A 23541-nucleotide genomic window follows, 5' to 3' on the forward strand; every position below is an offset into this window, starting at 1 on the left:
CCGACATGCAATTGATCTGGCTGCGCAGCGACTTGCGCCAACACGACAACACTGCCCTCGCGGCCGCCGCAGCGCGCGGTCCGACGGTCGCCGTGTATCTGTTGAGCCCGCAACAGTGGCAAGAACATGACGACGCGCCATGCAAGGTCGACTTCTGGCTGCGCAATCTGAATGAGCTGAGTAAAAGTCTCGGCGCCCTGAACATTCCGTTGTTGATTCGCACGGCGGCGCACTGGGATCAGGCGCCGGCGGAACTGCTCCAACTCTGTCGGCAATTGGACATCGAAACGGTGCACGTCAACGAGGAATATGGCATCCACGAAAGCCGCCGTGACGCAGCCGTGGGCGAGGCATTGCAGGCCGAAGGCATCGACTTTCGCAGTTACCTCGATCAATTGCTGTTCAAGCCCGGCACCGTGTTGACCAAGACCGGAACCTACTTTCAGGTATTCAGCCAGTTTCGCAAGGTCTGTTACGAGCGCCTGCATCGCGCGATGCCGGCGCTGGTAAAAGCCCCCGGCAAACAGTCGCCATTGAACATCGACAGTGATCCGATTCCTGCGTCCGTCAAAGGCTTCGCCACACCGAGCGAGTCACTGCGTGACCTGTGGCCTGCCGGCGAACAAGAGGCCCGTCGGCGTCTCGACACCTTCGCCGACGCCCAAATCGATTACTACAAAAGCGAGCGCGACTTCCCGGCCAAGCCCGGCACCAGTCAGCTGTCGGCGTACTTGGCCGCCGGTGTGATCTCGCCGCGCCAATGCCTGCACGCCGCCCTGCAAAGCAATCAGGGCGAGTTCGAAAGCGGCAAAGTCGGTGCCGTCACCTGGATCAACGAGTTGCTGTGGCGCGAGTTCTACAAACACATTCTGGTGGGTTATCCACGGGTCTCGCGCCACCGCGCGTTCCGTCCGGAAACCGAAGCACTGGCCTGGCGCAACGCACCGGAGGACCTCGCCGCATGGCAAGAGGCGCGCACCGGCCTGCCGATCATCGATGCCGCCATGCGCCAATTGCTCGAAACCGGCTGGATGCACAATCGCCTGCGCATGGTCGTGGCGATGTTCCTGACCAAGAACCTGCTGATCGACTGGCGCGAAGGCGAACGCTTTTTCATGCGGCATTTGATTGATGGAGATCTGGCCGCGAACAACGGTGGCTGGCAATGGAGCTCGTCGACGGGCACCGATTCGGCACCGTATTTCCGCATTTTCAATCCACTGAGCCAGTCGGAAAAATTCGACAGCGAAGGCTTGTTCATCAAGCACTGGCTGCCGGAACTGGCCGGCCTCGACAAAAAAACTGTGCATAACCCGGCCAGTGCCGGCGGCTTGTTCGGTGTGGCGGATTACCCAACGCCAATCGTCAATCTGAGTGCCTCGCGGGAGCGGGCGCTGACCGCGTTCAAAAATCTGCCCGCCCGCCAACCGGCCGGAGGCGATCATGAGTGAATTCCTGCGCCGCTTCGCCCACCAGTTTGCCGAATTGAATTCAGACAACCTGCACCGTTTGGGCGAGCTGTACAGCGATGACGTTCACTTCACCGACCCGCTGCACGAGGTACAGGGGTTGGCGCAATTGCGTGACTACTTCAGTGAGCTGTACGCCAACGTCAGCGAGCTGCGCTTCGACTTCCACGGGTTCGACCAGATCAGCGACGGTGAAGGCTACCTGCGCTGGGTCATGAGCTATCGCCATCCACGCCTGGCCGGGGGTCGGGTGATCCGGGTGAGCGGTTGCTCGCACCTGCTTTGGCGCGACAAGGTTTATCGCCATCGGGATTATTTCGATGCCGGGGCGTTGCTCTATGAACACTTGCCAGTATTGGGCCGGGTGATCGCCTGGCTGAAAAGGAGAATGGGATGAGTCGTACACCTCCACGGCGTTATTGGCTGACGGGTGCCAGCAGTGGCATCGGTGCGGCCTTGGCTGAAGAGATACTGAAAACCGGCGCGCATCTGGCGGTCAGCTCACGCCAGCTCGCCCCACTCAAGGTCTTGTCACAACGCTACCCGGGACAAGTGCTGGTAGTGCCCGGAGACCTGACCAACAGCCAGACGGTCCGGGAAATCGGCGAACAGATTAACGAGGCCTGGGGCTCAGTGGACACGGTGATCCTCAATGCTGGCACCTGTGAATATGTCGACGCCCGGCAGTTCGATGCCTCCATCGTCGAGCACGTGGTGCGCACCAATCTGCTCGCCAGCGCTTACTGCATCGAAGCCGCCCTGCCCTTGCTGCGCAAAGGCATCGCGCCGCATCTGGTCGGAGTGGCGAGTTCGGTGACTTACATGCCGCTGCCAAGGGCCGAAGCCTACGGCGCGTCCAAAGCAGGGCTGCGTTATCTGTTCGAATCGTTGCGCATTGATCTGGCGGATGAGGGCATTGAAGTCACCGTGGTCAGTCCGGGTTTCGTCGAAACTCCGCTGACCGCGAAAAACGATTTTCCGATGCCGCTCAGTTGGCCTGTGGATAAAGCCGCGCGGCACATCTTCGCCAAACTCAATGATCGACCATTGGAGATCGCCTTCCCGGCGCTGTTCATGGCGGCGCTGTGGCCCTTGTCGAAACTGCCTGCCCGCCTGCAACTGGCAATCGGCAAACGCATGGTGCGCAAATCACCACCGCTGCGAGATCCAGTATGAAGATAGCTATCGTCGGCAGCGGGATCGCGGGCCTGACCTGCGCCTACCTGCTCAATCGTCGCCATGACGTCACCGTGTTCGAGGCCGGCGACTGGGTCGGCGGTCATACGCACACGGTGCAGGTGACGGTCGACGAACGTCAGTACGCGGTCGACACCGGTTTCATCGTGTTCAACGACTGGACCTACCCCAACTTCATCCGCTTGCTCGATCAGCTCGGTGTGACATCCAGCCCTACTGAAATGAGCTTTTCGGTGACCGATCCGGATAGCGGTCTGGAATACAACGGCAACAACCTCAACAGCCTGTTCGCCCAGCGGCGCAATCTGTTGTCGCCGGGGTTTTGGGGCATGCTGCGCGACATCCTGCGCTTTAACAAAGAAGCCCAGCGCGACCTTGCCGAACAGCGCATCGCGGCCGACATGACCCTGGATGATTACCTCAAGGCCGGCGGTTATGGCGAGCGCTTCATCCTGCACTACATCGTGCCGATGGGCGCGGCAATCTGGTCGATGCCGATGGCCGAGATGCTCAATTTTCCGCTGCAATTCTTTGTGCGGTTCTTCAAGAATCATGGCCTGCTGTCAGTCAGTGACCGCCCGCAATGGCGGGTGATCGACGGGGGTTCCAGCGCCTACATCGCGCCGCTGACCGCATCGTTCAAAGACAGGATCCGCCTGAACTGCCCGGTGAGCCGAGTCGATCGCGACGAACACGGCGTGATTATCCACAGCCCGGCGGGCATCGAGCATTTCGACAAAGTGGTGTTCGCCTGCCACAGCGATCAGGCCTTGCAACTGCTGGCGACCCCGAGCGACGCCGAACGGGCGATTCTCGGCGCCCTGCCCTACGCCGACAACGAAGTCGTGCTGCACACCGATACGCGTCTACTGCCGACACGCAAACTCGCATGGGCGAGCTGGAATTATCGCTTGACCGGTGCCGGCCATACCCACGCGGCCGTCACTTACGACATGAACATCCTGCAAGGGATTGAGAGCGACACCACGTTCTGCGTCAGCCTCAACCAGAGTGCCGGCATCAGTCCGTTCAAGGTACTCGCCAAATACACCTACGCCCACCCGCAGTTCAGCCTCACAGCGGTAGCCGCGCAGAACCGCTGGGCCGAACTGGACGGCGCGCAGAACACCCATTACTGCGGTGCCTACTGGGCCAACGGTTTTCATGAGGATGGTGTGGTCAGCGGCTTGCGCGTGGCCGCCGCGTTCGGGGAAACCTTATGAACAGCGCCCTGTACAGCGGCTGGATCGGCCACCGCCGCTTTGCGCCGCGCCGGCATGAGTTTCGTTACCGGATTGGTCTGCTGTATCTGGATCTGGCCGAGCAGGACGCGGTGCTGGGTTTATCGCCACTGGCGGGACGCAGTCGATTTGCGCCGTTCTCCTTCCGCGAGACGGACTACCTGAAAACCTTCACCGGTCGTGGCGTTCGCCTGATCGATGCTGTGCGCCAGCGGGTCGCTGAGGCCATCGGGTATGAGCCACAGGGTTCGATCTGCCTGCTGACCCAGCCTCGCAGTTGGGGCCTTTCGTTCAACCCGGTGAGTTTTTTTTATTGCCATGAACCTGACGGGCAACTTGCGGCCATTCTTTGCGAAGTCACCAACACCCCGTGGCGCGAGCGTTATCACTACGTACTGCCCGCCAGCCCACGGGTGGATCTGCACGACTTCCATCAACATTTCGCCGTGGCCAAAGCCTTTCACGTTTCGCCTTTTCTGCCGCCCGATCTGGAATACCGCATGAGTTTCAGCCCCGCCGCGCAAAGCCTCGGCGTTCACATGGCGGACTGGCAGGGCGAACACAAATTGTTCGACGCCACCCTCAGCCTGAAACGCGAAACACTCGACCGCCCTAACTTGCATCGCTATTTGCGTCGTTTTCCATGGATGACGGCAAAAACAGCCTTGGCGATTTACTGGCAGGCACTGCGCCTGTTGCTCAAGCGTGCACCGATCTTCACTCACAAGGCTGCTGACGGCAGCTTTCAAACCGCCACCGTGCTTCCCAAGGAGCGCCGCCATGAAATCCTCTAGCGTCTCGGCCAAAGCCAATCTGTTCAGTACCAACGGCCTGACCGGCTCGCTCCTGCGCCGTGGCGTTTTGCGCCTGCTGGGTCAGCTCAAACACGGGCAACTGGTGGTTATCGAGGATGGCGAACGTCTGCTGTTCGGCACCCCTGGCAGCACATTACTCGGGGAAATTCATGTCCAGGATCAGGCGGTCTGGGGCATGGTCGCCAGCAACGGTTCGATTGGCGCTGGCGAGGCATTTATCCACGGCTACTGGAGTTCGCCCGATCTGACGGCAGTGGTGCGGGTGTTCGTCAGCAACCTTGAAGTACTCGATGCGATGGAGGGCGGTCTGGCCCGCCTCGGGCGACCGTTGGTGCAGGGCTTGCACTGGCTCAATCGCAATACGCGCAAAGGCTCGCAGAAGAACATCGCCGCTCACTACGATCTGGGCAACGATCTGTTCGAACAGTTTCTCGACCCGACCATGATGTATTCGGCGGCGCAATTCCTCACTCCCGAAGACAGTCTGGAACAGGCGCAACTGAACAAACTGGAGCGCATCTGCCAGAAGCTCGCACTCAAACCCGAGGATCACCTGCTGGAAATCGGCACCGGCTGGGGCAGCATGGCCCTCTACGCGGCGCAGAACTACGGCTGCCGGGTAACCACCACCACGTTGTCGAAAGAGCAGTACGCCTTTACCGCTCAGCGCATCGAACAGCTGGGCCTGCATGATCAAGTCACCTTGTTGCTCAAGGACTACCGCGACCTCACCGGCGAGTACGACAAACTGGTCTCGATCGAGATGATCGAAGCGGTCGGTCATCGCTTCCTGCCGACTTATTTCAAACAATGCGCGCACCTGCTCAAGAGCAACGGTCTGATGCTGATTCAAGCAATCACCATCCGCGAACAGCGCTACGAGCAGGCCAAACGCGGGGTCGACTTTATCCAGCGCTACATCTTCCCTGGCGGCGCCTTGCCGTCTGTGCAGAAGATGCTCGAAGTGGTCAGCCGCGACACCGACATGAACCTGCTGCACATGGAGGACTTCGGTCTGCACTACGCAAAAACCCTGCGCCTGTGGCACGAGAACTTTCGTCGCGCCCACAGTCGCTTGAGCGAGTTGGGCTACGACGATTACTTCCTCAGACTGTGGGAGTTTTACTTGTGCTACTGCGAGGGCGGATTCCTCGAACGCACCATCGGCACCGCGCAGTTGTTGCTGGCCAAACCGGCCGCCATGCCCGCGCCGCTGCTCGGCCGCTTCGATGCTTGAGCGGATCGCCAATGCCGTGCTGTTCCAGCTCGGTTGGCTGGTCTGTGTGCTCGGCGGCAACAGCCTGTGGTTGCTGCTGGCATTGGCGGTGCTGGTGATTCATCTGCGCTGGATCAGCAGTTGGGCGGCTGAAGGCCGTTTGGTGCTCAGTGTGGTAATCGTCGGCACGGCGGTGGACAGCGTCTTGCGCGCCCTCGGCGTGTTCGATTTTCAGGATCAGTCACCGTTGATTCCGCTGTGGCTGATGTTGCTGTGGGCCTTGCTCGCCACGACCTTGCGTCATTGCCTTGAGTGGACTGCCAGCCCATGGTGGCTGGCCAGCGGGCTCGGCGCGGTCGGTGGTGCAATGTCTTACTACGGTGGCGGGCGCCTGGCCGGGGTGCAATTCCCCTACGGCGAGTTACCGACACTGATCGGCATCGGCCTGCTCTGGGCGCTGCTGTTTCCACTGCTGCACACCATGGCCAGACGCTTGAGTCACTGAGCGTCCGTCAGAGCTTTCACACACTCGGCGAGCTCTGCCTTACACTGCCGGCCATGAAAACCATTCCCCACCAGCAAATCACCGAACCGGCAGTCACCTGTTCGACGTGCGCAGCATGCTGCTGCCAGCTCGAAGTGATGCTGATCACCGACACGGGCGTGCCTGATCGTTTTATCGATACTGATGAATGGGGCGGCGAAGTGATGCTGCGTCTGGACGACGGCTGGTGTGCGGCGCTGGATCGCGACACGATGATGTGCACGATTTACGAGAAGCGCCCGCTGATCTGCCGCGAGTTCGAGATGGGTGCACCGGAATGCATCGAAGAACGCCAGGGTATCGCCACGGCCTACCGCTGATTAAAAGCGAAAAGATCGCAGCCTGAGGCAGCTACTACATGGGATTGTGTTTTTTCCCTGTAGGAGCTGCCGCAGGCTGCGATCTTTTGATTTTTCTTACAACGGCATCGTGTAATGCAGCGAGTAACTTTCTACCCCATCGTTGTCACTGGCAAGACCGGCGTTGGAATAGTGCGTCGCGCGGATCCCGACTTCATGCCCGCCATTGAAGCGCAGACCAAACCCGAGACGGTCTTCGAACTGGAAGGAGCCGCCGAGATTGTTCGATTCGTATTTGGCATTGGAGAACGCCGCCACACCGATCCCCGCCTCGATATAGGGCTTGACCGACTGGCCGGCAAACTCGTAAACAAATACCGGCGAGAAAGACAGGCTGTTGTTGCTGGAGGTCTTGTCACCTTCCCAGTAGGTGTAAGCACCGCTCCAGTAACCGGTAAGGCGACCAACGTCGCTCTGCAACCAGCTCTTGTCCCAGTCGAAATTCATCCCCAGGCGATAGGTCATGGTCGAATCGCTGGTAGCACCCACGGCGAATTCAACGCCGGCAGCTTGTGCAGTAATACTTTGCCCCATCAACGCGGCCGCAATCGCGGCCAAGCAGAATAGTCGCTTCACTTTGAAACTTCCTTTTCCGGAACGATCGTTTGGTTTTCTAGGTAACTCATCGCTATAGAAGCTAGCGCTTAAACAGAAGTTCAGCCGATGTTTCGGTTATTTCACAATTTTTTTACAAACTGAAGTTTTGTACTTCACCCACTGCTTGCCCCAGCATTGGCAGGATGTTTTTGAAGTGTTGGGGATCACCGCTGGTCCAGAATCTGACCGATCGGTTCGGTCCTTGGGCGAGCAGATCACGCTCGGCCAAAAGCCGTTGAAGTTGCCGCGCCACGGCGGCGCCGGTATCGATCAGGCTGATGGTCTCGGGGATCATCGACTTGAGCATCGGTTTGAGGAAGGGATAGTGGGTGCAGCCCAGAATAATGGTGTCGCAACCGTTGGCCAGCAGCGGATCGACATAGCTTTGCAGCAACTGGCGCAACTCGGCGCTGTGCAGATCACCGCTCTCGATCAGGTCGACCAGGCCCGGGCACGGCTGAGTGATCACGCGCACATCGGTGGCAAAGCGGTCGAGTAAAGCGGCGAACTTGGCGCTCTGCAATGTGCCCGTGGTGGCCAATACGCCGACCACACCACTGCGAGTCGCAGCGGCCGCCGGCTTCACCGCCGGCTCCATGCCAACGATCGGCCAGTCGGGAAAGTCACGGCGCAGATCGGCAGCGGCAGCTACCGTCGCGGTATTGCAGGCGACCACCAAAGCCTTGGCACCCTGCTCGCGGAAAAAACCAGCCATCACGCTGCAACGCTGACGGATGAACTCCGGGGTTTTCTCGCCATACGGAATGTGCCCGCAATCGGCGAAGTACAGCAGCGATTCATTGGGCAACAAGCGCTGGATTTCCGCCAGCACCGACAACCCGCCGACACCGGAATCGAACACGCCGACCGGCGTCTCACGCATGGCGCGCCCCACAGACGCTACATCCCGGATCACGCTTGACCCGCAACTCGCGGAAACGCGAACCCAAGGCATCGATCAACAGCAAGCGGCCCACCAGCGGCTCACCGAAGCCAACCAACACTTTCAACGCTTCAAGCGCCTGAAGGCTGCCGACCAGCCCCACCAGCGGCCCGACCACACCAGCCTCGCTGCAGGTCAGTTCGGCTTCACTGCCATGCCCGTACAAACAGTGATAGCAAGGGCTCTCGGCGCGACGCGGGTCGAACACCGACAGTTGCCCTTCAAGACGAATGGCGGCGCCGCTGACCAGGGGTTTGGCCGCGGCCACGCACGCAGCGTTGACCGCTTCGCGCGTGGAAAAATTATCCGAACAGTCGAGTACCAGATCCACCGCCGCAACGGCAGCGGCGAGAGAGTCCTCGTCGAGCGCCTGACGATGCGGTACCAGTTGAATCTCGGGATTGATCGCACTCAAGCGCTTTAGCGCCGAGTCGACCTTGCTCATGCCGACGCTGTTGGTGTCGTGAATGATCTGGCGTTGCAGGTTGGTCAGGTCGACCGTGTCGAAATCCGCCAAATGCAGTTCACCGACACCCGCCGCTGCCAGATACAACGCAACCGGCGCACCGAGACCACCGAGGCCGACGATCAGGACGCGACTGTCCTTGAGCTTCAGTTGCCCATCGATATCGATGTGTTGCAGCAGAATCTGCCGGCTGTAGCGCAGCAACTCCTGATCATTCAGCACGGCAGGCGTCCCAGACTGATGCGTTGATGGCCGCCCAGATCGGTACGGCTGTGGACTTCTTCGAAACCGCGAGTGTTCAACAGATCGCGCACGGACTCGGCTTGATCATAGCCGTGTTCGAGCATCACCCAGCCGCCAGCCTTCAGATGATCCGGGGACTGGGCAACGATCAGGCGCAGATCGTCGAGCCCATCCTCACCCGCCACCAGCGCACTCGCCGGTTCGAAGCGCACATCGCCTTCGACCAGGTGTGGATCGGCGGCGGCAATGTACGGCGGGTTGCTGATGATCAGATCAAAACGCTGGCTTTCCAGCGCGCTGAACCAGTGACTGCTCAGCACCGTGGCGTTGTTCAAGTGCAGGCGCTGGCGATTGCGCTCGGCCAATGCCACCGCTTCCAGCACGCGATCCACGGCGGTGACTTGCCAGCCCGGACGCTCACTGGCCAGAGCCAGGGCAATCGCGCCGCTGCCGGTGCCGAGGTCGAGCACTTTGGCCGGGGTCGCTGGCAGCAATTCCAGCGCCGCTTCCACCAGCAGTTCCGTGTCCGGACGGGGAATCAGCGTGTGCGGCGCGACCTCCAGATCGAGTTTCCAGAATCCTTGCTGGCCGAGAATGTAGGCCACAGGCTCGCCGCCACGACGACGCTGCAGATATTCGGCAAAGGTCAGCGCGGCCTCACTCGGCACGATGCGCTCGGGCCAGGTGTGCAGGAAACTGCGCGACTTGCCCAGCGCAGCCGCGAGGAGCAATTCGGCGTCCAGACGCGCGGTGGGTGAGTCCGGCAGTTCGGCGGCGCGCAACAGGCTGGCAATGATGGTCATTTATTCACCTATCGCAGCGAGTTGGTCAGCCTGATATTCAGCCAGCAAAGGCTCGATCACCGCGTCAACGCCACCGGCGAGAATTTCATCAAGGGAGTACAGGGTCAGGTTGACGCGATGGTCGGTGACCCGTCCCTGAGCAAAGTTGTAGGTGCGAATCCGCTCGGAACGGTCGCCGGAACCGACGAGCAATTTACGCTCGCTGGCAATGGCATTGGCCGCCGCTGCGGTTTGCTGATCGTTGAGCTTGGCTGACAGCCACGCCATCGCCCGGGCACGGTTCTTGTGCTGGGAGCGCTCTTCCTGACACTCGACGACGGTGCCGGTCGGTATGTGTGTGATGCGGATCGCCGAGTCGGTGGTGTTGACGTGCTGACCACCGGCTCCGGAGGAGCGGAAAGTGTCGACGCGCAAATCCGCCGGATTGATCTCGATGGCTTCCCGCTCGTCCGGCTCCGGCAATACCGCCACGGTGCAGGCCGAAGTGTGGATGCGGCCCTGGGATTCGGTGGCGGGCACACGCTGTACGCGGTGCGCGCCGGATTCGAACTTCAGCTTGCCGTAAACGTTGTCACCTTCAATGCGGGCGATGACTTCTTTATAGCCACCGTGTTCGCCTTCGTTTTCCGAGAGGATCTCCACACGCCAGCCACGGCGCTCGGCATAACGCGAGTACATGCGGAACAAATCGCCGGAGAAAATCGCCGCCTCGTCGCCACCGGTACCGGCGCGAATTTCGAGAAACACGTTGCGCCCGTCATTCGGGTCCTTGGGCAGCAACATGCGTTGCAGGTCGGATTCCAGCGTGATCAGCAATTCCTTGGCTTCGCGGACTTCTTCCACGGCCATTTCACGCATGTCCGGGTCGTTGTCCTTGAGCAGCGCCTGCGCGCCTTCAAGATCGCCTTGTACGCTGAGCAGCTTTTTATAGCCTTGTACGACCGGCTCGAGTTCAGCGTATTCCTTGGAATAAGCGCGAAATCTGGCCTGATCGGAAATGACTTCGCCGTCGCCGAGCAACGCGGTCAGTTCCTCGAAACGGTCCTGGAGAACATCCAGCTTATTGAGCAGTGACGCTTTCATTGCGGTTTTTTATCCGAAAAGCTATCCGGTGAGCCCTCGAGGGCAAAGAGTTCCTGGGCCATGGCCAGCGCATCGAGGCGGCCTTCGGCAGAAAGCTTTTTCAGTTGCACGCTGGGCGCATGCAACAGTTTATTGGTCAGGCCACGGGCCAATTGGCCGAGCACATCTTCAGCGTTGCCACCGTTGGCCAGCAGGCGCAGGGCTTTTTGCAGCTCTTCGTCGCGCAGGCGTTCGCTCTGTTGACGATAGGCCTTGAGCACATCGACCGCCGCCAGTTCACGCAGGCGTACCATGAAATCGTCGGCGCCGACCGAGACCATCTCTTCGGCCGCCTGCGCTGCACCTTGGCGGCTCTTGAGGTTCTCGGCGACCACTTCGTGGAGATCGTCGACGCTATACAGGTAAACGTCGTCCAACTCGCCGACTTCCGGTTCGATATCCCGTGGAACGGCGATGTCGACCATGAAGATCGGCTTGTGCTTGCGCAGCTTCAGCGCGCTTTCGACGGCACCCTTGCCGAGGATCGGCAACTGACTGGCGGTCGAACTGATGACGATGTCGCTGCGCACCAGTTCCGCCGGGATGTCGGAGAGCAACACCGCGTGGGCGCCGAACTGCTCGGCCAACAGGCTGGCGCGCTCCAGCGTACGGTTGGCAACGACGATGCGCTTGACCCCCAGTTCGTGCAGATGGCGGGCGACCAGGGTGATGGTCTCGCCGGCGCCGATCAGCAAGGCCTGGCTGCGTTGCAAATCACTGAAAATCTGTTTCGCCAGGCTGACCGCCGCAAACGCCACGGACACCGGGTTTTCACCGATGGCGGTGTCGGTGCGCACTTGCTTGGCGGCATTGAACGTCGCCTGGAACAGGCGCCCCAGCAGAGGCCCGATGGTGCCGGCCTCGCGGGCCACGGCGTAGGCCGACTTCATCTGGCCGAGAATCTGCGGTTCACCCAGCACCAGCGAGTCGAGCCCGGAGGCGACGCGCATCATGTGACGAACTGCCGCATCATCTTCATGCACATAAGCACTCGCGCGCAGCTCATCGAGGCTTAAATGGTGATAGTCGGCCAGCCAGCGCAGCACGATATCCGCCGAAAGCTGATCCTGTTCTATATAAAGCTCACTGCGATTGCAGGTGGAGAGGATCGCAGCTTCGCGGCTGTCGGTCAGTCGGCAGAGCTGCTGCAAGGCCTCAACCAGTTGCTCAGGGGTAAAGGCCACGCGCTCGCGGACGTCTACTGAAGCAGTCTTGTGGTTAATACCGAGTGCAAGGAAGGCCATTCAAGGTCGCTGATGGTGACGTGAAGCCGGCAATTGTCCACCTTCGTCAGATTCAGAACAACTACCGCTGACTATTGTCCCAATTGTCCGCCCCTATAATGGGCACAATTGAGACTCGGTTATGTTTGGCCGAAGGCTTGTGTCATGATGATCCGACCGCAGGTTAGTCGTCCTCTTCCTATATGAATAGATCTTCCGCGTTGCTCCTTGCTTTTGTCTTCCTCAGCGGCTGCCAGGCCTTGGCCCCCGTTGCGCCGAATGGTACGCCGTCGGTAGAAGACACCACGCCCGCCCCTGAAAAGCCCAAGGTTTACAGCTCGTTCAGCGAAGAAACCGTGTTCAGCCTGCTGAGCGCCGAACTCGCTGGCCAGCGCAATCGTTTCGACATTGCCCTGGACAACTACGTGACCCAGGCCATCAACACTCAGGATCCGGGCGTCTCCGAGCGTGCGTTCCGCATCGCCGAGTACCTTGGCGCCGATCAACCGGCCCTCGATACCGCGCTGATCTGGGCGAAAAACGCCCCGGGCGATCTCGAAGCGCAACGCGCCGCCGCCGTGCAACTGGCACGCGCCGGGCGTTACGACGATTCGATGGTCTATATGGAGAAAGTCCTGCAAGGCAAGGGCGACACCCATTTCGACTTCCTCGCACTGTCGGCGGCCGATACGGATCAGGAAACCCGCAACGGCCTGATGAAAAGTTTCGACCGTTTGTTGCAGCGTCACCCGAACAACAGTCAGCTGATTTTCGGCAAGGCCCTGCTCATGCAGCAGGATGGCGACAACAAAGCGGCACTGGCCCTGCTCGAAGACAATCCGCCGGAAGACGGCGAAATTGCCCCGATCCTGCTGCGCGCACGTCTTCTCCAACTCTTGAACCGTGGCGACGAAGCCCTGCCGCTGCTGAAAAAGAACATCAAGAAATACCCGGACGACAAGCGTCTGCGCCTGACTTACGCGCGCATGCTGGTTGAACAGGACCGGATGGAGGACGCCAAGGCCGAGTTCTCCAGCCTCGTTCAGCAATACCCGGAAGACGACGAACTGCGTTACTCGCTGGCGCTGGTGTGCCTGGAAGCCAAGGCCTGGGACGAGGCCAAGGGTTATCTGGAAGACCTGATCGCCCGTGAAAGCCATGTCGATTCGGCACACCTTAACCTCGGTCGTATCGCCGAAGAGCGTAATGACCCGCAAGGCGCACTGATCGAATACGCCCAGGTCGGCCCGGGCAATGACTATCTGCCCGCGCAGTTGCGTCAGGCCGACATTCTGATGAACAACGGCAAAACCGCCGAAGCACAAAGCAAACTGGCGGCCGAGCGTGACGAACAACCCGATTACGCGATCCAGTTGTACCTGATCGAATCGGAAACCCTGTCGGCCAACAAACAGGAAGACAAGGCCATGAAAGTCTTGCAGCAAGCCTTGCTGCAATACCCGGACGATCTGAATCTGCTGTACACCCGCGCCATGCTTGCGGAAAAGCGCAACGATCTGGCGCAGATGGAAAAAGACCTGCGCCTGATCATCAAGCGCGATCCGGACAATGCCATGGCGCTGAACGCGTTGGGCTACACCCTGTCCGACCGCACCACCCGCTACGCTGAAGCCAAGACGCTGATCGAGCAGGCGCACCAGATCAACCCGGAAGACCCGGCAGTACTCGACAGCCTCGGCTGGGTGAATTACCGCCTGGGCAACCTGGACGACGCCGAGAAATATCTGCGCCAGGCGCTGGAGCGTTTCCCTGATCACGAAGTCGCCGCACATCTGGGCGAAGTCCTGTGGACCAAGGGCAACCAGCGCGAAGCCAAACAAATCTGGGGCAAATTCCTCAAGGATCAGCCCGACAGCACCATTCTGCGCAGCACCATCAAGCGCCTGACCGGATCCGAGACTCTTTAATGTTTTTGCGCCACGTTATTGTTTTCAGCTTCATCGCCCTGCTCACAGGTTGCGCGGGTTTTGGCGCTCGCGAATCGGTCGAAGGCCACGGCAGTCCGGCTCAATGGGCCGCGAACAAACAGCAACTGACCGGCCTTGACGGCTGGCAGATCGACGGCAAGATCGGCATCCGCGCCCCGAAAGACTCGGGCAGCGGCACGCTGTTCTGGCTGCAGCGTCAGGACTATTACGACATTCGCCTCTCCGGCCCGCTGGGTCGTGGAGCAGCACGTTTGACCGGGCGCCCTGGCAAGGTGTCGCTGGAGGTCGCCAATCAGGGTCGCTATGAATCGCAGTCGCCGGAAACGCTGCTGGAAGAGCAACTTGGCTGGAAACTGCCAGTGTCGAACCTCGCCTGGTGGGTGCGTGGCCTGCCAGCGCCGGAAAGCAAAAGCCGTCTGAGTCTGGATGCCGACAGTCGCCTGGCCAACCTTGAACAGGATGGCTGGAAAGTCGAATACACCGCCTACACCGAACAAAACGGTTACTGGTTGCCCGAGCGCATCAAACTGCACGGCACTGACCTGGACGTGACGCTGGTTATCAAGACCTGGCAGCCGCGCAAACTGGGGCAATAAGCATGAGCGCTGCACGCCTGACTCTGCCGTCGCCGGCCAAACTCAATCTGATGCTGCATATTCTTGGTCGCCGTGAAGACGGTTATCACGAGTTGCAGACGCTGTTTCAGTTTGTCGACTACGGCGACGAAATCACTTTTGCCGTTCGCGATGATGGCGTGATTCAACTGCACACCGAATTCGCTGGCGTGCCCCACGACAGCAACCTGATCGTGCGCGCGGCGAAGATGTTGCAGGAACAATCCGGTTGCTCTCTTGGCATCGACATCTGGATCGACAAGATTCTGCCCATGGGTGGCGGCATTGGTGGCGGCAGTTCCAACGCGGCGACAACCCTGCTCGGTCTCAATCATCTGTGGCAGTTGTGCTGGGACGAAGATCGACTCGCCGCACTGGGCTTGTCGCTTGGCGCTGATGTTCCGGTTTTCGTCCGTGGCCACGCAGCGTTTGCCGAGGGCGTAGGCGAGAAACTCACCCCGGTCGATCCCGAAGAACCGTGGTATCTCGTGCTTGTGCCGCAAGTCGCTGTAAGTACGGCAGAAATTTTTTCCGATCCTTTGTTGACACGTAACACGCCGCCCATTAAAGTGCGCCCCGTTCCCGAGGGAAACAGTCGAAATGACTGCTTGCCGGTGGTTGCAAGGCGTTATCCAGAAGTACGTAACGCATTGGATTTGTTAGGTAAATTTACCGAAGCAAAGCTCACCGGAACTGGAAGTTGTGTGTTTGGGGGCTTCCCAAGCAAAGCTGAAGCTGATAAAGTCTCGGCCCTTCTGACAGAGACCCTTACAGGGTTTGTAGCAAAAGGAAGCAACGTTTCGATGTTGCATCGCAAGCTGCAAAGTCTGCTCTAAAGGAACCAAGTGCTCGGCACTTGATGCAACAGATACAGGGGCGTCGCCAAGCGGTAAGGCAGCAGGTTTTGATCCTGCCATGCGTTGGTTCGAATCCAGCCGCCCCTGCCATTTTCTATACTCATCCAGGTTACCCTCAGCCTCTAGGTACTGCGCGTGTCCAAGATGATGGTCTTTACGGGGAACGCTAACCCCGATCTGGCTCGGCGTGTTGTACGTCAGCTGCATATCCCTCTCGGTGACATCTCTGTCGGCAAGTTTTCCGACGGCGAAATTACTGCCGAGATCAATGAAAACGTTCGCGGTAAAGACGTTTTCATTATTCAGCCGACTTGCGCTCCGACCAACGATAACCTGATGGAACTGGTAGTGATGGCTGATGCCTTCCGCCGCTCCTCGGCTACTCGTATCACTGCTGTTATTCCTTATTTTGGTTATGCCCGTCAGGATCGCCGTCCGCGTTCCGCACGTGTGGCTATCAGCGCGAAAGTCGTCGCTGACATGCTTACCGTAGTCGGCATCGACCGTGTTCTCACGGTTGATCTGCATGCTGACCAGATTCAGGGTTTCTTCGATATTCCGGTAGATAACATCTACGGCTCCCCGGTTCTGGTGGATGACATTGAAGATCAGCGCTTCGAAAACCTGATGATCGTGTCCCCGGACATTGGTGGCGTCGTGCGTGCACGTGCTGTTGCCAAGTCGCTGGGCGTGGATCTCGGGATCATCGACAAACGCCGTGAGAAAGCCAATCACTCTGAAGTGATGCATATCATCGGTGATGTCGAAGGGCGTACCTGCATTCTGGTCGATGACATGGTCGATACCGCCGGCACTTTGTGCCACGCGGCCAAGGCCCTGAAAGAGCATGGCGCAGCCAAGGTCTTTGCCTACTGCACACACCCTGTGCTGTCGGGTCGGGCCATCGAGAATATCGAAAATTCCGTGCTGGACGAGCTGGTGGTCACTAACACCATCCCGCTGTCCGCTGCAGCACAAGCCTGTGCACGTATCCGTCAACTGGATATCGCACCGGTTGTTGCCGAAGCGGTTCGCCGCATCAGCAATGAAGAATCGATCAGCGCGATGTTCCGTTAAGGGCCCTGCCCTTCTCGAAATGTCTCGTTGACGAAAAGCGCCCCGCCCCGGCATTCCTGTCGGGGCGGGGCTTTTTTGCCCATACCGTGTTTGGCGCTGGTCGCAAACGCCGCTCGGTCATGGCTATTTTGGAGATACAAAATGAACGATTTTACTCTGAATGCTGAAGTGCGTTCCGACTTGGGGAAAGGTGCGAGCCGCCGCCTGCGTCGTCTCGCCGCTCTGGTTCCAGCTGTTGTTTACGGTGGCGAAAAAGCCCCTGAATCCATCAGCATGCTGGCCAAAGAAGTTGCCAAACTGCTCGAAAACGAAGCGGCTTACAGCCACATCATCGAGCTGAACGTTGGTGGCACCAAGCAAAACGTAATCATCAAAGCTCTGCAACGTCACCCGGCCAAAGGCCACGTGATGCACGCTGACTTCGTACGCGTTGTAGCTGGCCAGAAACTGACCGCTATCGTTCCTGTGCACTTCATCAACGAAGCTGCTCCAGTGAAGAAAGGCGGCGAGATTTCGCACGTTGTTGCTGAAATCGAAGTGACTTGCCTGCCGAAAGATCTGCCTGAGTTCATCGAAGTCGACCTGGCTAACGCTGAAATCGGTTCGATCATTCACCTGTCGGACCTCAAAGCTCCTAAAGGCGTTGAGTTCGTTGCTCTGGCACACGGCGATGACAAGGCTGTTGCCAACGTCCACGCTCCACGTGTTGCTCCAGAAGCTACCGAAGAAGGCGCAGCAGAGTAATTCACTCTGTAATGCCTGAGTGAGCAGGTAACATCGCGGACTGGAACGTAGCGAGAAAGCGGGCGAGAACGCGGAGTTTACATTCATGGTAAATGAGCAATTTTCGTCCACTTTCGCCGCTTTCCCTGATCGCGGCGATGTTATCCACCACTCCAAGGAAGGGCCCCTATCGTGACTGCCATCAAACTGATCGTTGGCCTGGGTAATCCAGGCGCCGAATACGAACAGACCCGGCATAACGCAGGGGCCCTTTTTGTTGAGCGCATCGCCCACGCACAGAATGTGAATCTTGTGGCCGATCGCAAATATTTCGGCCTGACCGGGCGCTATTCGCATCAGGGTCAGGATGTTCGTCTGCTGATTCCCACCACCTACATGAACCGCAGCGGCCAGGCCGTGGCGGCACTCGCCGGTTTCTTCCGCATCAAGCCTGAAGAAATCCTCGTGGCGCACGACGAACTCGACTTGCCTCCGGGCGTCGCCAAGCTCAAGCAGGGCGGCGGCCATGGCGGTCACAACGGGTTGCGCGACATCATCGCGCAACTGGGTAATCAGAATACGTTCTACCGCCTGCGGCTTGGCATCGGTCACCCGGGCGTCGCCAGTATGGTTTCAAATTTCGTCCTGGGTCGTGCGCCACGCGCCGAACAGGAAAAACTCGATGCCAGCATCGACTTTGCCCTCGGCGTGCTGCCGGATATCCTCGCCGGTGAATGGAACCGCGCGATGAAAAACCTGCACAGCCAGAAGGCCTGACTCTACTCCGAGGGGAAACACCATGGGATTCAATTGCGGCATCGTCGGCCTGCCTAACGTCGGCAAGTCCACCCTGTTCAACGCCCTGACCAAATCCGGTATCGCGGCCGAGAACTTCCCCTTCTGCACCATCGAGCCGAACAGCGGCATCGTGCCGATGCCCGATCCTCGTCTGGAAGCACTGGCGGCCATCGTCAATCCAAAGCGTATCCTGCCGACCACCATGGAATTCGTCGACATCGCGGGCCTGGTAGCCGGCGCTTCGAAAGGTGAAGGTCTGGGCAACAAGTTCCTGGCCAACATTCGCGAAACCGACGCCATTGCTCACGTCGTGCGCTGCTTCGAAGACGAAAACGTGATCCACGTTTCCAACAGCGTCGATCCGAAACGCGACATCGAAATCATCGACCTGGAACTGATCTTCGCCGACCTCGACAGCTGCGAGAAGCAACTGCAGAAAGTCGCACGCAACGCCAAGGGCGGTGACAAGGACGCTGTGGTCCAGAAGGCTCTGCTGGAGCAACTGATCGCACACTTCACCGAAGCCAAGCCTGCGCGCAGCCTGATGAAGAACATGAGCGCTGACGAAAAGGCAGTGATCAAAGGCTTCCACCTGCTGACCACCAAACCGGTCATGTACATCGCCAACGTCGCTGAAGACGGTTTCGAGAACAACCCGCACCTGGACGTGGTCAAGGCCATCGCCGAAGAAGAAGGCGCCATGGTCGTTCCGGTCTGCAACAAGATCGAAGCGGAAATCGCCGAGCTGGATGACGGCGAAGAGAAGGACATGTTCCTGGAGGCCCTGGGCCTGGAAGAGCCTGGCCTGAACCGCGTGATCCGCGCCGGTTACGAAATGCTGCACCTGCAGACCTACTTCACTGCCGGTGTCGAAGAAGTCCGCGCCTGGACCGTCAAAGTCGGTGCCACCGCACCTCAGGCTGCCGGCGTGATCCACACCGACTTCGAGAAAGGCTTCATCCGCGCCGAAGTCATCGCCTACAACGACTTCATCCAGTACAAGGGCGAAGCCGGTACCAAAGAAGCCGGTAAATGGCGTCTGGAAGGCAAGGACTACATCGTCAAAGACGGCGACGTGATGCACTTCCGCTTTAACGTGTAAGCGACACGCCCAAGAAAAAGCCGCGTTTGATACGCGGCTTTTTTGTGCCTGAAATCTATGGATCAACAGATTCCCCCTGTAGGAGTGAGCCTGCTCGCGATAGCAGTGTGTCAGCTAAAGTTGCCTCGACTGACATACCGCTATCGCGAGCAGGCTCACTCCTACAGTTTAAATTGTGTGGGGTCAGGCCTTTTTGGTTCGCGGCAAGAAGATCGCCAACACCCCGAACAACGGCAAGAACGAGCACAGGAAATACACGTACTCAATTCCGTGCACATCCGCCAGATGCCCAAGCAACGCCGCACCAATCCCGCCAAACCCGAACATCAAACCAAAAAAGATCCCGGCAATCATCCCGACATTGCCCGGCACCAGTTCCTGCGCGTACACGACAATCGCCGAGAACGCCGAAGCGAGGATGAAGCCGATCACCACGCTGAGGACCGTCGTCCAGAACAGATCGACGTGGGGCATCAGCAACGTAAACGGTGCCACACCGAGGATCGAGAACCAGATCACCGCTTTACGCCCGATCCTGTCGCCAATCGGCCCACCAAAGAACGTACCCGCCGCCACCGCGCCAAGAAACAGGAACAGGTGCAGTTGCGAACTGGCCACCGACAGGTCGAACTTCTCGATCAGGTAGAACGTGAAATAGCTCGTGAGGCTGGCCATGTAGAAGTACTTGGAAAACACCAACAAACCGAGCACCACCAACGCACTGGTCACCCTGCCCTTCGACAGCCCGTGAGTCGCCGCCTGGCCGGCCTTGAGCTTGAACAGGTTGAGGTGATGGGCGTACCAGCGACTGATGCGGTACAGCACGAACAACGCAAACACCGCGAACAGACCGAACCACGCCACATTGCCCTGACCGAACGGAATAATAATCGCCGCCGCCAGCAACGGGCCGAACGCAGAGCCCGCGTTACCGCCAACCTGAAAGGTCGACTGCGCCAGACCAAAACGCCCGCCCGAAGCCAGGCGCGCAATCCGCGATGCCTCGGGGTGGAACGTCGAGGAACCGATACCGATCAGCGCTGCCGCCAACAGAATCAACGGGAAACTGCCGACCATCGACATCATCACGATGCCAATCAACGTGCAAATGGAACCTGCCGGCAACAGCCACGGTTTCGGATGGCGATCGGTGTGATAACCGACCCAAGGCTGCAAAAGCGAGGCGGTCAGTTGAAACGTCAGGGTAATCAAGCCGACCTGAGTGAAGCTCAGTCCGTAGTTGGCCTTGAGCATCGGATAGATCGATGGAAGCACCGACTGGATCAGGTCATTGATCAAATGCGCCAGCGCCACCGCGCCGATGATGCGCATCACCAGTGGACTGCTTTGGGGAGGAGCGGACGCCGAGGCAGCGGCGGTCTGAGCGTTACTGATAGCCATGGAAATTTCCGGACAGCAGATGGGTGCCCGCAGGCAGGTAGGTCAATGTGCCATTTTTCGGTGCGCCAGCGCCATCCCCTTAGCCAGCTAACTATTCAACTGACCAGACCCACTGACCGAATCATGTAGGAGCTGCCGCAGGCTGCGATCTGTTGATCTTGATTCTAAAAACAGATCAAAAGATCGCAGCCTTCGGCAGCGCCTACAGGGGGGGAAAATCTGATATCTGGCATATAGGTGATAGCGCAACGCCATGGTCTGAATCTTGCCTTGCTACTTCTCTTGAACGCGGCGGCCTTACAAAGGCTGCCGAGAATGGGAAGTTTCGCTACAGAGCCGGCCTACAGAGCGGGCGAGAGTGAACTTTCGAGGCCTTTTAGCAGGGCACAACATCAAGGTCGCACGACCGCGATGCACGCCGATGGTGCGTGGTGTCCAGAGGAGTCATGGGGCATGCAGGCTTTCCTTTCACCGGGGATCAAATTGCTGGGGCGGTTTGGCTTCGCACGTAAATTCCAGCTGTTGTTTCTGCTGTTCATTCTGCCGTTGGCCGGCAGCCTGTTGATGATCGGCCAGGACTATCGCGACAAGCTCAATCTGATTTCCGGCGAACGCGCCGGGGTGCGCCAATTGCTCAGCCTCGATGCGCTGGACAATCTGCTCGCAGCCCAACGTGACCGCGCCGCCCGTTGGCGCGCTACGGAAACCAATCGTCAGCCGACGCCAGCCACCCTCGCCGCCATGGCTGCATTCGATGGCGTGCAACCCGCCGTCCTGCAAGCCACCGCCGATTTGGGCAATGCTCTGAAAAACGAAGGTGCAGACGGCGAGATTCTCGTCCGCTATCAGGCGTTGCAAACCGCGCTCAATGGCCTGGACTCGAAAAGCCTCAGCGGCGTCGGCTGGTGGCCGGACGGTTATGACCGTTTCACCAATGCCCTCAGCGCCCTGCAAGCGTTGCGCGAGCAGATCGTCATGGACAATCGCCTGACCCTGGCGCCGTGGCTGGAAACCTACTTGCTCACGCAAATCTCCACGCAGCATGCGCCGGATCTGATCGAACGGGTCGGTCGCCTCGCGGCGGTGGGTCAGGCGTCGGTAGTGTCCGGGCAGTTCACCTTGCAGAGCCGTTTGCAGTTGCGCGATCTGCGCAGCCGTATCGGCGATGCTCGCGAGCAGCTTGTCAAAACGGCAGGCCTGCTCGAAGCGCGCCTGCCGAAAGAGCTGCAAACCTGGGCCGGCCAGTATCACGGCAGCCTGAAAAATCTCGACGCAGGCCTGAAGGTGCTGGATGACGGCGTGTTCGGCGGCAGCATCACGCTCAAGCCGGAAGAGTTCGAACGCAGCCTCGACGCATTGCTGACCGACCTCGCCTCCCTGCGCCAGCAATCGCTGGTGTCGCTGGATCAACGCCTTAATGCCTACCATAGCTCGGCGATTCGACAGTTCATCCTCGTCGCCGCTGTATTCGGCTGCCTGCTACTGGCCGCGTTGTACTTGTTCATCTGCCTGCAAACCTCGATCCGGCGCAGCGCCAGCGGCATCACGGTACTTGCCGAAGCCCTGCGTGACGGCAACCTGAGCCTGCAAGTGCCGGTGGTGGGCCGCGATGAGTTGGCGGCGATCAGCACCGCACTCAACGTCGCCGTGGTGCAACTGCGCAACAGCATGCTCGGCGTCGATCACGAGACCTCGCAACTGAGCAGCGCGGTGCGCAGTCTCAACGATCACTCCAGCGGCGCGCTCGGTGAAGTCGAAGCGCAGCAGTTACAGATCAGCCAGATCGCCGCCGCTGCCACGCAATTGGCGGCGACATCCCAAGGCGTGGCGCAGAGTTGCGAACAGGCTTCCGGCAGCGCTCAACACACCCGACGCATCGCCGCCGACAGCAGCCGCGACAGCCAGCGCACCACGGCGAGCATTCAGCAACTCAATCAACGCCTCAACGAAACGGCAGCGGCACTGGGCCGGGTCAGCGAGCAAGGGCAGCAGATTCAACTGGTGGTCGACACCATTCGCGGCGTCGCCGAACAGACCAACCTGCTGGCGCTCAACGCGGCGATTGAAGCTGCGCGGGCCGGTGAACAAGGTCGCGGTTTTGCCGTGGTCGCCGATGAGGTGCGCAGCCTGTCACAACGCACTCAATCGTCCACCGCGCAGATCGCCGGCACGGTCGATAGCTTGCGCGCTACGGTCAACGAAGCCGTGAGTTTGATGGAAGCCGCGTGCGGCCAGGCGCAAACCGATGCCGAGTCGGTCACCAGTCTCGGTGAACGCTTGGGCGAAATCGCCAGCGCCGTACAGAGCGTCACCGACACCCTCGCGCAGATCGCCACGGCGGTGGAAGAGCAAGCGAGCACCGCCGATGAGGTCAGCGGCAATATCCAGCAGGTCGATCAGGCGGCGGTGCGTTTGCTTGAAGGTGCGCGGGCGGTGAACTTGGCGGCGGACACCCTGAGCCAGGGCAGCCATGCGTTGAGCGCCAATACCGCGAGATTCCAGCTACGTTGACACCCTGCCCGGCCCGGATTTCCCGGGCTGGGGGATAAGCGGTTGAAAATAAGAAGAAATATTTTAAATTTACGCTTGACGCTTTTCCATTTCAGGGGAATAATGCGCGCCACTTGGCTACATAGCTCAGTTGGTTAGAGCATAGCATTCATAATGCTGGGGTCCGGGGTTCAAGTCCCTGTGTAGCCACCAAGTACTAAAAACGGCTTACCGAAAGGTAGGCCGTTTTTTTATGCCTCGAGAAAAGTACTGGCGCAGGAGCGATCAAGAC

Annotated in this window: 23 protein-coding genes and 2 tRNA genes; 18 read left to right on the top strand and 7 right to left on the bottom strand. The window is 59.3% G+C overall.

The genetic code is table 11. The features are described from left to right. Positions 1-5: 5 nt before the first annotated feature. The 8 genes from phrB to PSH79_RS23000 are packed head-to-tail and all read left to right on the top strand — an operon-like array spanning position 6 to position 6802. The gene (gene phrB / locus PSH79_RS22965) at positions 6-1451 is read left to right on the top strand and encodes a deoxyribodipyrimidine photo-lyase (RefSeq protein ID WP_305444068.1); all 1446 of its coding nucleotides are present in this window, start codon (positions 6-8) and stop codon (positions 1449-1451) included. Further along, positions 1444-1866, top strand: coding sequence for a nuclear transport factor 2 family protein (locus PSH79_RS22970; protein WP_305439762.1), 423 nt, complete (start codon positions 1444-1446; stop codon positions 1864-1866). The genes phrB and PSH79_RS22970 overlap by 8 nt, the downstream gene beginning before the upstream one ends. Then, positions 1863-2645, top strand: a complete 783-nt coding sequence (locus PSH79_RS22975; RefSeq protein WP_305439763.1) for an SDR family oxidoreductase — start codon at positions 1863-1865, stop codon at positions 2643-2645. Before PSH79_RS22970 ends, PSH79_RS22975 begins: the two co-directional genes overlap by 4 nt. Continuing rightward, positions 2642-3889, top strand: a complete 1248-nt coding sequence (locus PSH79_RS22980) for an NAD(P)/FAD-dependent oxidoreductase (RefSeq protein ID WP_305439764.1) — start codon at positions 2642-2644, stop codon at positions 3887-3889. Before PSH79_RS22975 ends, PSH79_RS22980 begins: the two co-directional genes overlap by 4 nt. After that, entirely contained in the window at positions 3886-4701 is an 816-nt protein-coding gene (locus PSH79_RS22985; protein ID WP_305439765.1) for a DUF1365 domain-containing protein, read from the top strand. The genes PSH79_RS22980 and PSH79_RS22985 overlap by 4 nt, the downstream gene beginning before the upstream one ends. Continuing rightward, positions 4688-5959: a cyclopropane-fatty-acyl-phospholipid synthase family protein gene (locus tag PSH79_RS22990; protein WP_305439766.1), complete on the top strand. Its 1272-nt coding sequence runs from the start codon at positions 4688-4690 to the stop codon at positions 5957-5959. Before PSH79_RS22985 ends, PSH79_RS22990 begins: the two co-directional genes overlap by 14 nt. Further along, positions 5952-6443, top strand: coding sequence for a DUF2878 domain-containing protein (locus PSH79_RS22995; protein ID WP_305439767.1), 492 nt, complete (start codon positions 5952-5954; stop codon positions 6441-6443). Before PSH79_RS22990 ends, PSH79_RS22995 begins: the two co-directional genes overlap by 8 nt. A gap of 53 nt (positions 6444-6496) precedes the next feature. Further along, entirely contained in the window at positions 6497-6802 is a 306-nt protein-coding gene (locus tag PSH79_RS23000; protein WP_187678048.1) for a YkgJ family cysteine cluster protein, read from the top strand. A gap of 96 nt (positions 6803-6898) precedes the next feature. Here the strand turns inward: PSH79_RS23000 and PSH79_RS23005 are convergent, their stop codons facing one another. The 6 genes from PSH79_RS23005 to hemA form a co-directional block, all read right to left on the bottom strand. Next, entirely contained in the window at positions 6899-7417 is a 519-nt protein-coding gene (locus PSH79_RS23005) for an acyloxyacyl hydrolase (protein WP_305439768.1), read from the bottom strand. 112 nt (positions 7418-7529) lie between these two features. Further along, positions 7530-8321 (bottom strand): glutamate racemase, encoded by a 792-nt coding sequence (gene murI / locus PSH79_RS23010; RefSeq protein WP_305439769.1) that lies wholly within the window; start codon positions 8319-8321, stop codon positions 7530-7532. Then, complete coding sequence (locus tag PSH79_RS23015) at positions 8314-9069, bottom strand: molybdopterin-synthase adenylyltransferase MoeB (RefSeq protein ID WP_305439770.1); 756 nt, start codon at positions 9067-9069, stop codon at positions 8314-8316. The genes murI and PSH79_RS23015 overlap by 8 nt, the downstream gene beginning before the upstream one ends. Further along, the gene (gene prmC / locus PSH79_RS23020; protein ID WP_305439771.1) at positions 9063-9893 is read right to left on the bottom strand and encodes a peptide chain release factor N(5)-glutamine methyltransferase; all 831 of its coding nucleotides are present in this window, start codon (positions 9891-9893) and stop codon (positions 9063-9065) included. Before prmC ends, PSH79_RS23015 begins: the two co-directional genes overlap by 7 nt. Continuing rightward, a complete protein-coding gene (gene prfA / locus PSH79_RS23025) occupies positions 9894-10976 on the bottom strand; it encodes a peptide chain release factor 1 (RefSeq protein WP_305439772.1) in 1083 nt (360 codons plus the stop codon). Next, on the bottom strand, positions 10973-12259 hold the full coding sequence (hemA, locus tag PSH79_RS23030) for a glutamyl-tRNA reductase (protein ID WP_007951716.1): 1287 nt from the start codon (positions 12257-12259) through the stop codon (positions 10973-10975). Before hemA ends, prfA begins: the two co-directional genes overlap by 4 nt. 182 nt (positions 12260-12441) lie before the next feature. On the opposite strand from hemA, the gene PSH79_RS23035 reads away from it, so the two are divergent. The 8 genes from PSH79_RS23035 to ychF all read left to right on the top strand — a co-directional run bounded on the left by PSH79_RS23035 (position 12442) and on the right by ychF (position 19358). Further along, positions 12442-14166, top strand: a complete 1725-nt coding sequence (locus PSH79_RS23035) for a tetratricopeptide repeat protein (RefSeq protein WP_305439773.1) — start codon at positions 12442-12444, stop codon at positions 14164-14166. Beyond that, positions 14166-14783, top strand: a complete 618-nt coding sequence (gene lolB, locus PSH79_RS23040) for a lipoprotein insertase outer membrane protein LolB (protein ID WP_305439774.1) — start codon at positions 14166-14168, stop codon at positions 14781-14783. The genes PSH79_RS23035 and lolB overlap by 1 nt, the downstream gene beginning before the upstream one ends. A gap of 2 nt (positions 14784-14785) precedes the next feature. Then, positions 14786-15637: a 4-(cytidine 5'-diphospho)-2-C-methyl-D-erythritol kinase gene (ispE, locus tag PSH79_RS23045; protein WP_305439776.1), complete on the top strand. Its 852-nt coding sequence runs from the start codon at positions 14786-14788 to the stop codon at positions 15635-15637. A gap of 36 nt (positions 15638-15673) precedes the next feature. Continuing rightward, a tRNA-Gln gene (locus PSH79_RS23050) sits at positions 15674-15748 on the top strand. A gap of 45 nt (positions 15749-15793) precedes the next feature. Further along, entirely contained in the window at positions 15794-16735 is a 942-nt protein-coding gene (locus PSH79_RS23055; RefSeq protein WP_003171603.1) for a ribose-phosphate pyrophosphokinase, read from the top strand. A gap of 141 nt (positions 16736-16876) precedes the next feature. Then, positions 16877-17479, top strand: a complete 603-nt coding sequence (locus PSH79_RS23060; RefSeq protein WP_025109353.1) for a 50S ribosomal protein L25/general stress protein Ctc — start codon at positions 16877-16879, stop codon at positions 17477-17479. A gap of 171 nt (positions 17480-17650) precedes the next feature. Further along, the gene (gene pth, locus PSH79_RS23065; RefSeq protein ID WP_016773203.1) at positions 17651-18235 is read left to right on the top strand and encodes an aminoacyl-tRNA hydrolase; all 585 of its coding nucleotides are present in this window, start codon (positions 17651-17653) and stop codon (positions 18233-18235) included. Between the two features lie 22 nt (positions 18236-18257). Further along, the gene (ychF, locus tag PSH79_RS23070) at positions 18258-19358 is read left to right on the top strand and encodes a redox-regulated ATPase YchF (protein WP_122604793.1); all 1101 of its coding nucleotides are present in this window, start codon (positions 18258-18260) and stop codon (positions 19356-19358) included. Between the two features lie 183 nt (positions 19359-19541). Here the strand turns inward: ychF and PSH79_RS23075 are convergent, their stop codons facing one another. Then, entirely contained in the window at positions 19542-20759 is a 1218-nt protein-coding gene (locus PSH79_RS23075) for an MFS transporter (RefSeq protein ID WP_305439778.1), read from the bottom strand. Positions 20760-21212: 453 nt separating this feature from the next. On the opposite strand from PSH79_RS23075, the gene PSH79_RS23080 reads away from it, so the two are divergent. Together PSH79_RS23080 and PSH79_RS23085 are read left to right on the top strand one after the other, a co-directional pair. Further along, complete coding sequence (locus PSH79_RS23080) at positions 21213-23270, top strand: methyl-accepting chemotaxis protein (protein ID WP_305439780.1); 2058 nt, start codon at positions 21213-21215, stop codon at positions 23268-23270. 115 nt (positions 23271-23385) lie between these two features. Continuing rightward, positions 23386-23462: transfer RNA gene (locus tag PSH79_RS23085), tRNA-Met, on the top strand. The last annotated feature ends 79 nt before the right edge of the window (positions 23463-23541 follow it).

The sequence above is a fragment of the Pseudomonas sp. FP2196 genome, from assembly GCF_030687715.1.
In the GTDB taxonomy this organism is placed as follows: Bacteria; Pseudomonadota; Gammaproteobacteria; order Pseudomonadales; family Pseudomonadaceae; genus Aquipseudomonas.

Coding starts and splice junctions, on each gene's coding strand:
- PSH79_RS23000 (WP_187678048.1), top strand. CDS start 6,497: ATGAAAACCATTCCCCACCAGCAAATCACCGAACCGGCAGTCACCTGT.
- PSH79_RS23080 (WP_305439780.1), top strand. CDS start 21,213: ATGCAGGCTTTCCTTTCACCGGGGATCAAATTGCTGGGGCGGTTTGGC.
- PSH79_RS22970 (WP_305439762.1), top strand. CDS start 1,444: ATGAGTGAATTCCTGCGCCGCTTCGCCCACCAGTTTGCCGAATTGAAT.
- PSH79_RS23035 (WP_305439773.1), top strand. CDS start 12,442: ATGAATAGATCTTCCGCGTTGCTCCTTGCTTTTGTCTTCCTCAGCGGC.
- hemA (WP_007951716.1), bottom strand. CDS start 12,259: ATGGCCTTCCTTGCACTCGGTATTAACCACAAGACTGCTTCAGTAGAC.
- ispE (WP_305439776.1), top strand. CDS start 14,786: ATGAGCGCTGCACGCCTGACTCTGCCGTCGCCGGCCAAACTCAATCTG.
- PSH79_RS23060 (WP_025109353.1), top strand. CDS start 16,877: ATGAACGATTTTACTCTGAATGCTGAAGTGCGTTCCGACTTGGGGAAA.
- ychF (WP_122604793.1), top strand. CDS start 18,258: ATGGGATTCAATTGCGGCATCGTCGGCCTGCCTAACGTCGGCAAGTCC.
- PSH79_RS22995 (WP_305439767.1), top strand. CDS start 5,952: ATGCTTGAGCGGATCGCCAATGCCGTGCTGTTCCAGCTCGGTTGGCTG.
- prmC (WP_305439771.1), bottom strand. CDS start 9,893: ATGACCATCATTGCCAGCCTGTTGCGCGCCGCCGAACTGCCGGACTCA.
- PSH79_RS22985 (WP_305439765.1), top strand. CDS start 3,886: ATGAACAGCGCCCTGTACAGCGGCTGGATCGGCCACCGCCGCTTTGCG.
- prfA (WP_305439772.1), bottom strand. CDS start 10,976: ATGAAAGCGTCACTGCTCAATAAGCTGGATGTTCTCCAGGACCGTTTC.
- phrB (WP_305444068.1), top strand. CDS start 6: ATGCAATTGATCTGGCTGCGCAGCGACTTGCGCCAACACGACAACACT.
- PSH79_RS22990 (WP_305439766.1), top strand. CDS start 4,688: ATGAAATCCTCTAGCGTCTCGGCCAAAGCCAATCTGTTCAGTACCAAC.
- murI (WP_305439769.1), bottom strand. CDS start 8,321: ATGCGTGAGACGCCGGTCGGCGTGTTCGATTCCGGTGTCGGCGGGTTG.
- PSH79_RS22975 (WP_305439763.1), top strand. CDS start 1,863: ATGAGTCGTACACCTCCACGGCGTTATTGGCTGACGGGTGCCAGCAGT.
- PSH79_RS22980 (WP_305439764.1), top strand. CDS start 2,642: ATGAAGATAGCTATCGTCGGCAGCGGGATCGCGGGCCTGACCTGCGCC.
- lolB (WP_305439774.1), top strand. CDS start 14,166: ATGTTTTTGCGCCACGTTATTGTTTTCAGCTTCATCGCCCTGCTCACA.
- PSH79_RS23075 (WP_305439778.1), bottom strand. CDS start 20,759: ATGGCTATCAGTAACGCTCAGACCGCCGCTGCCTCGGCGTCCGCTCCT.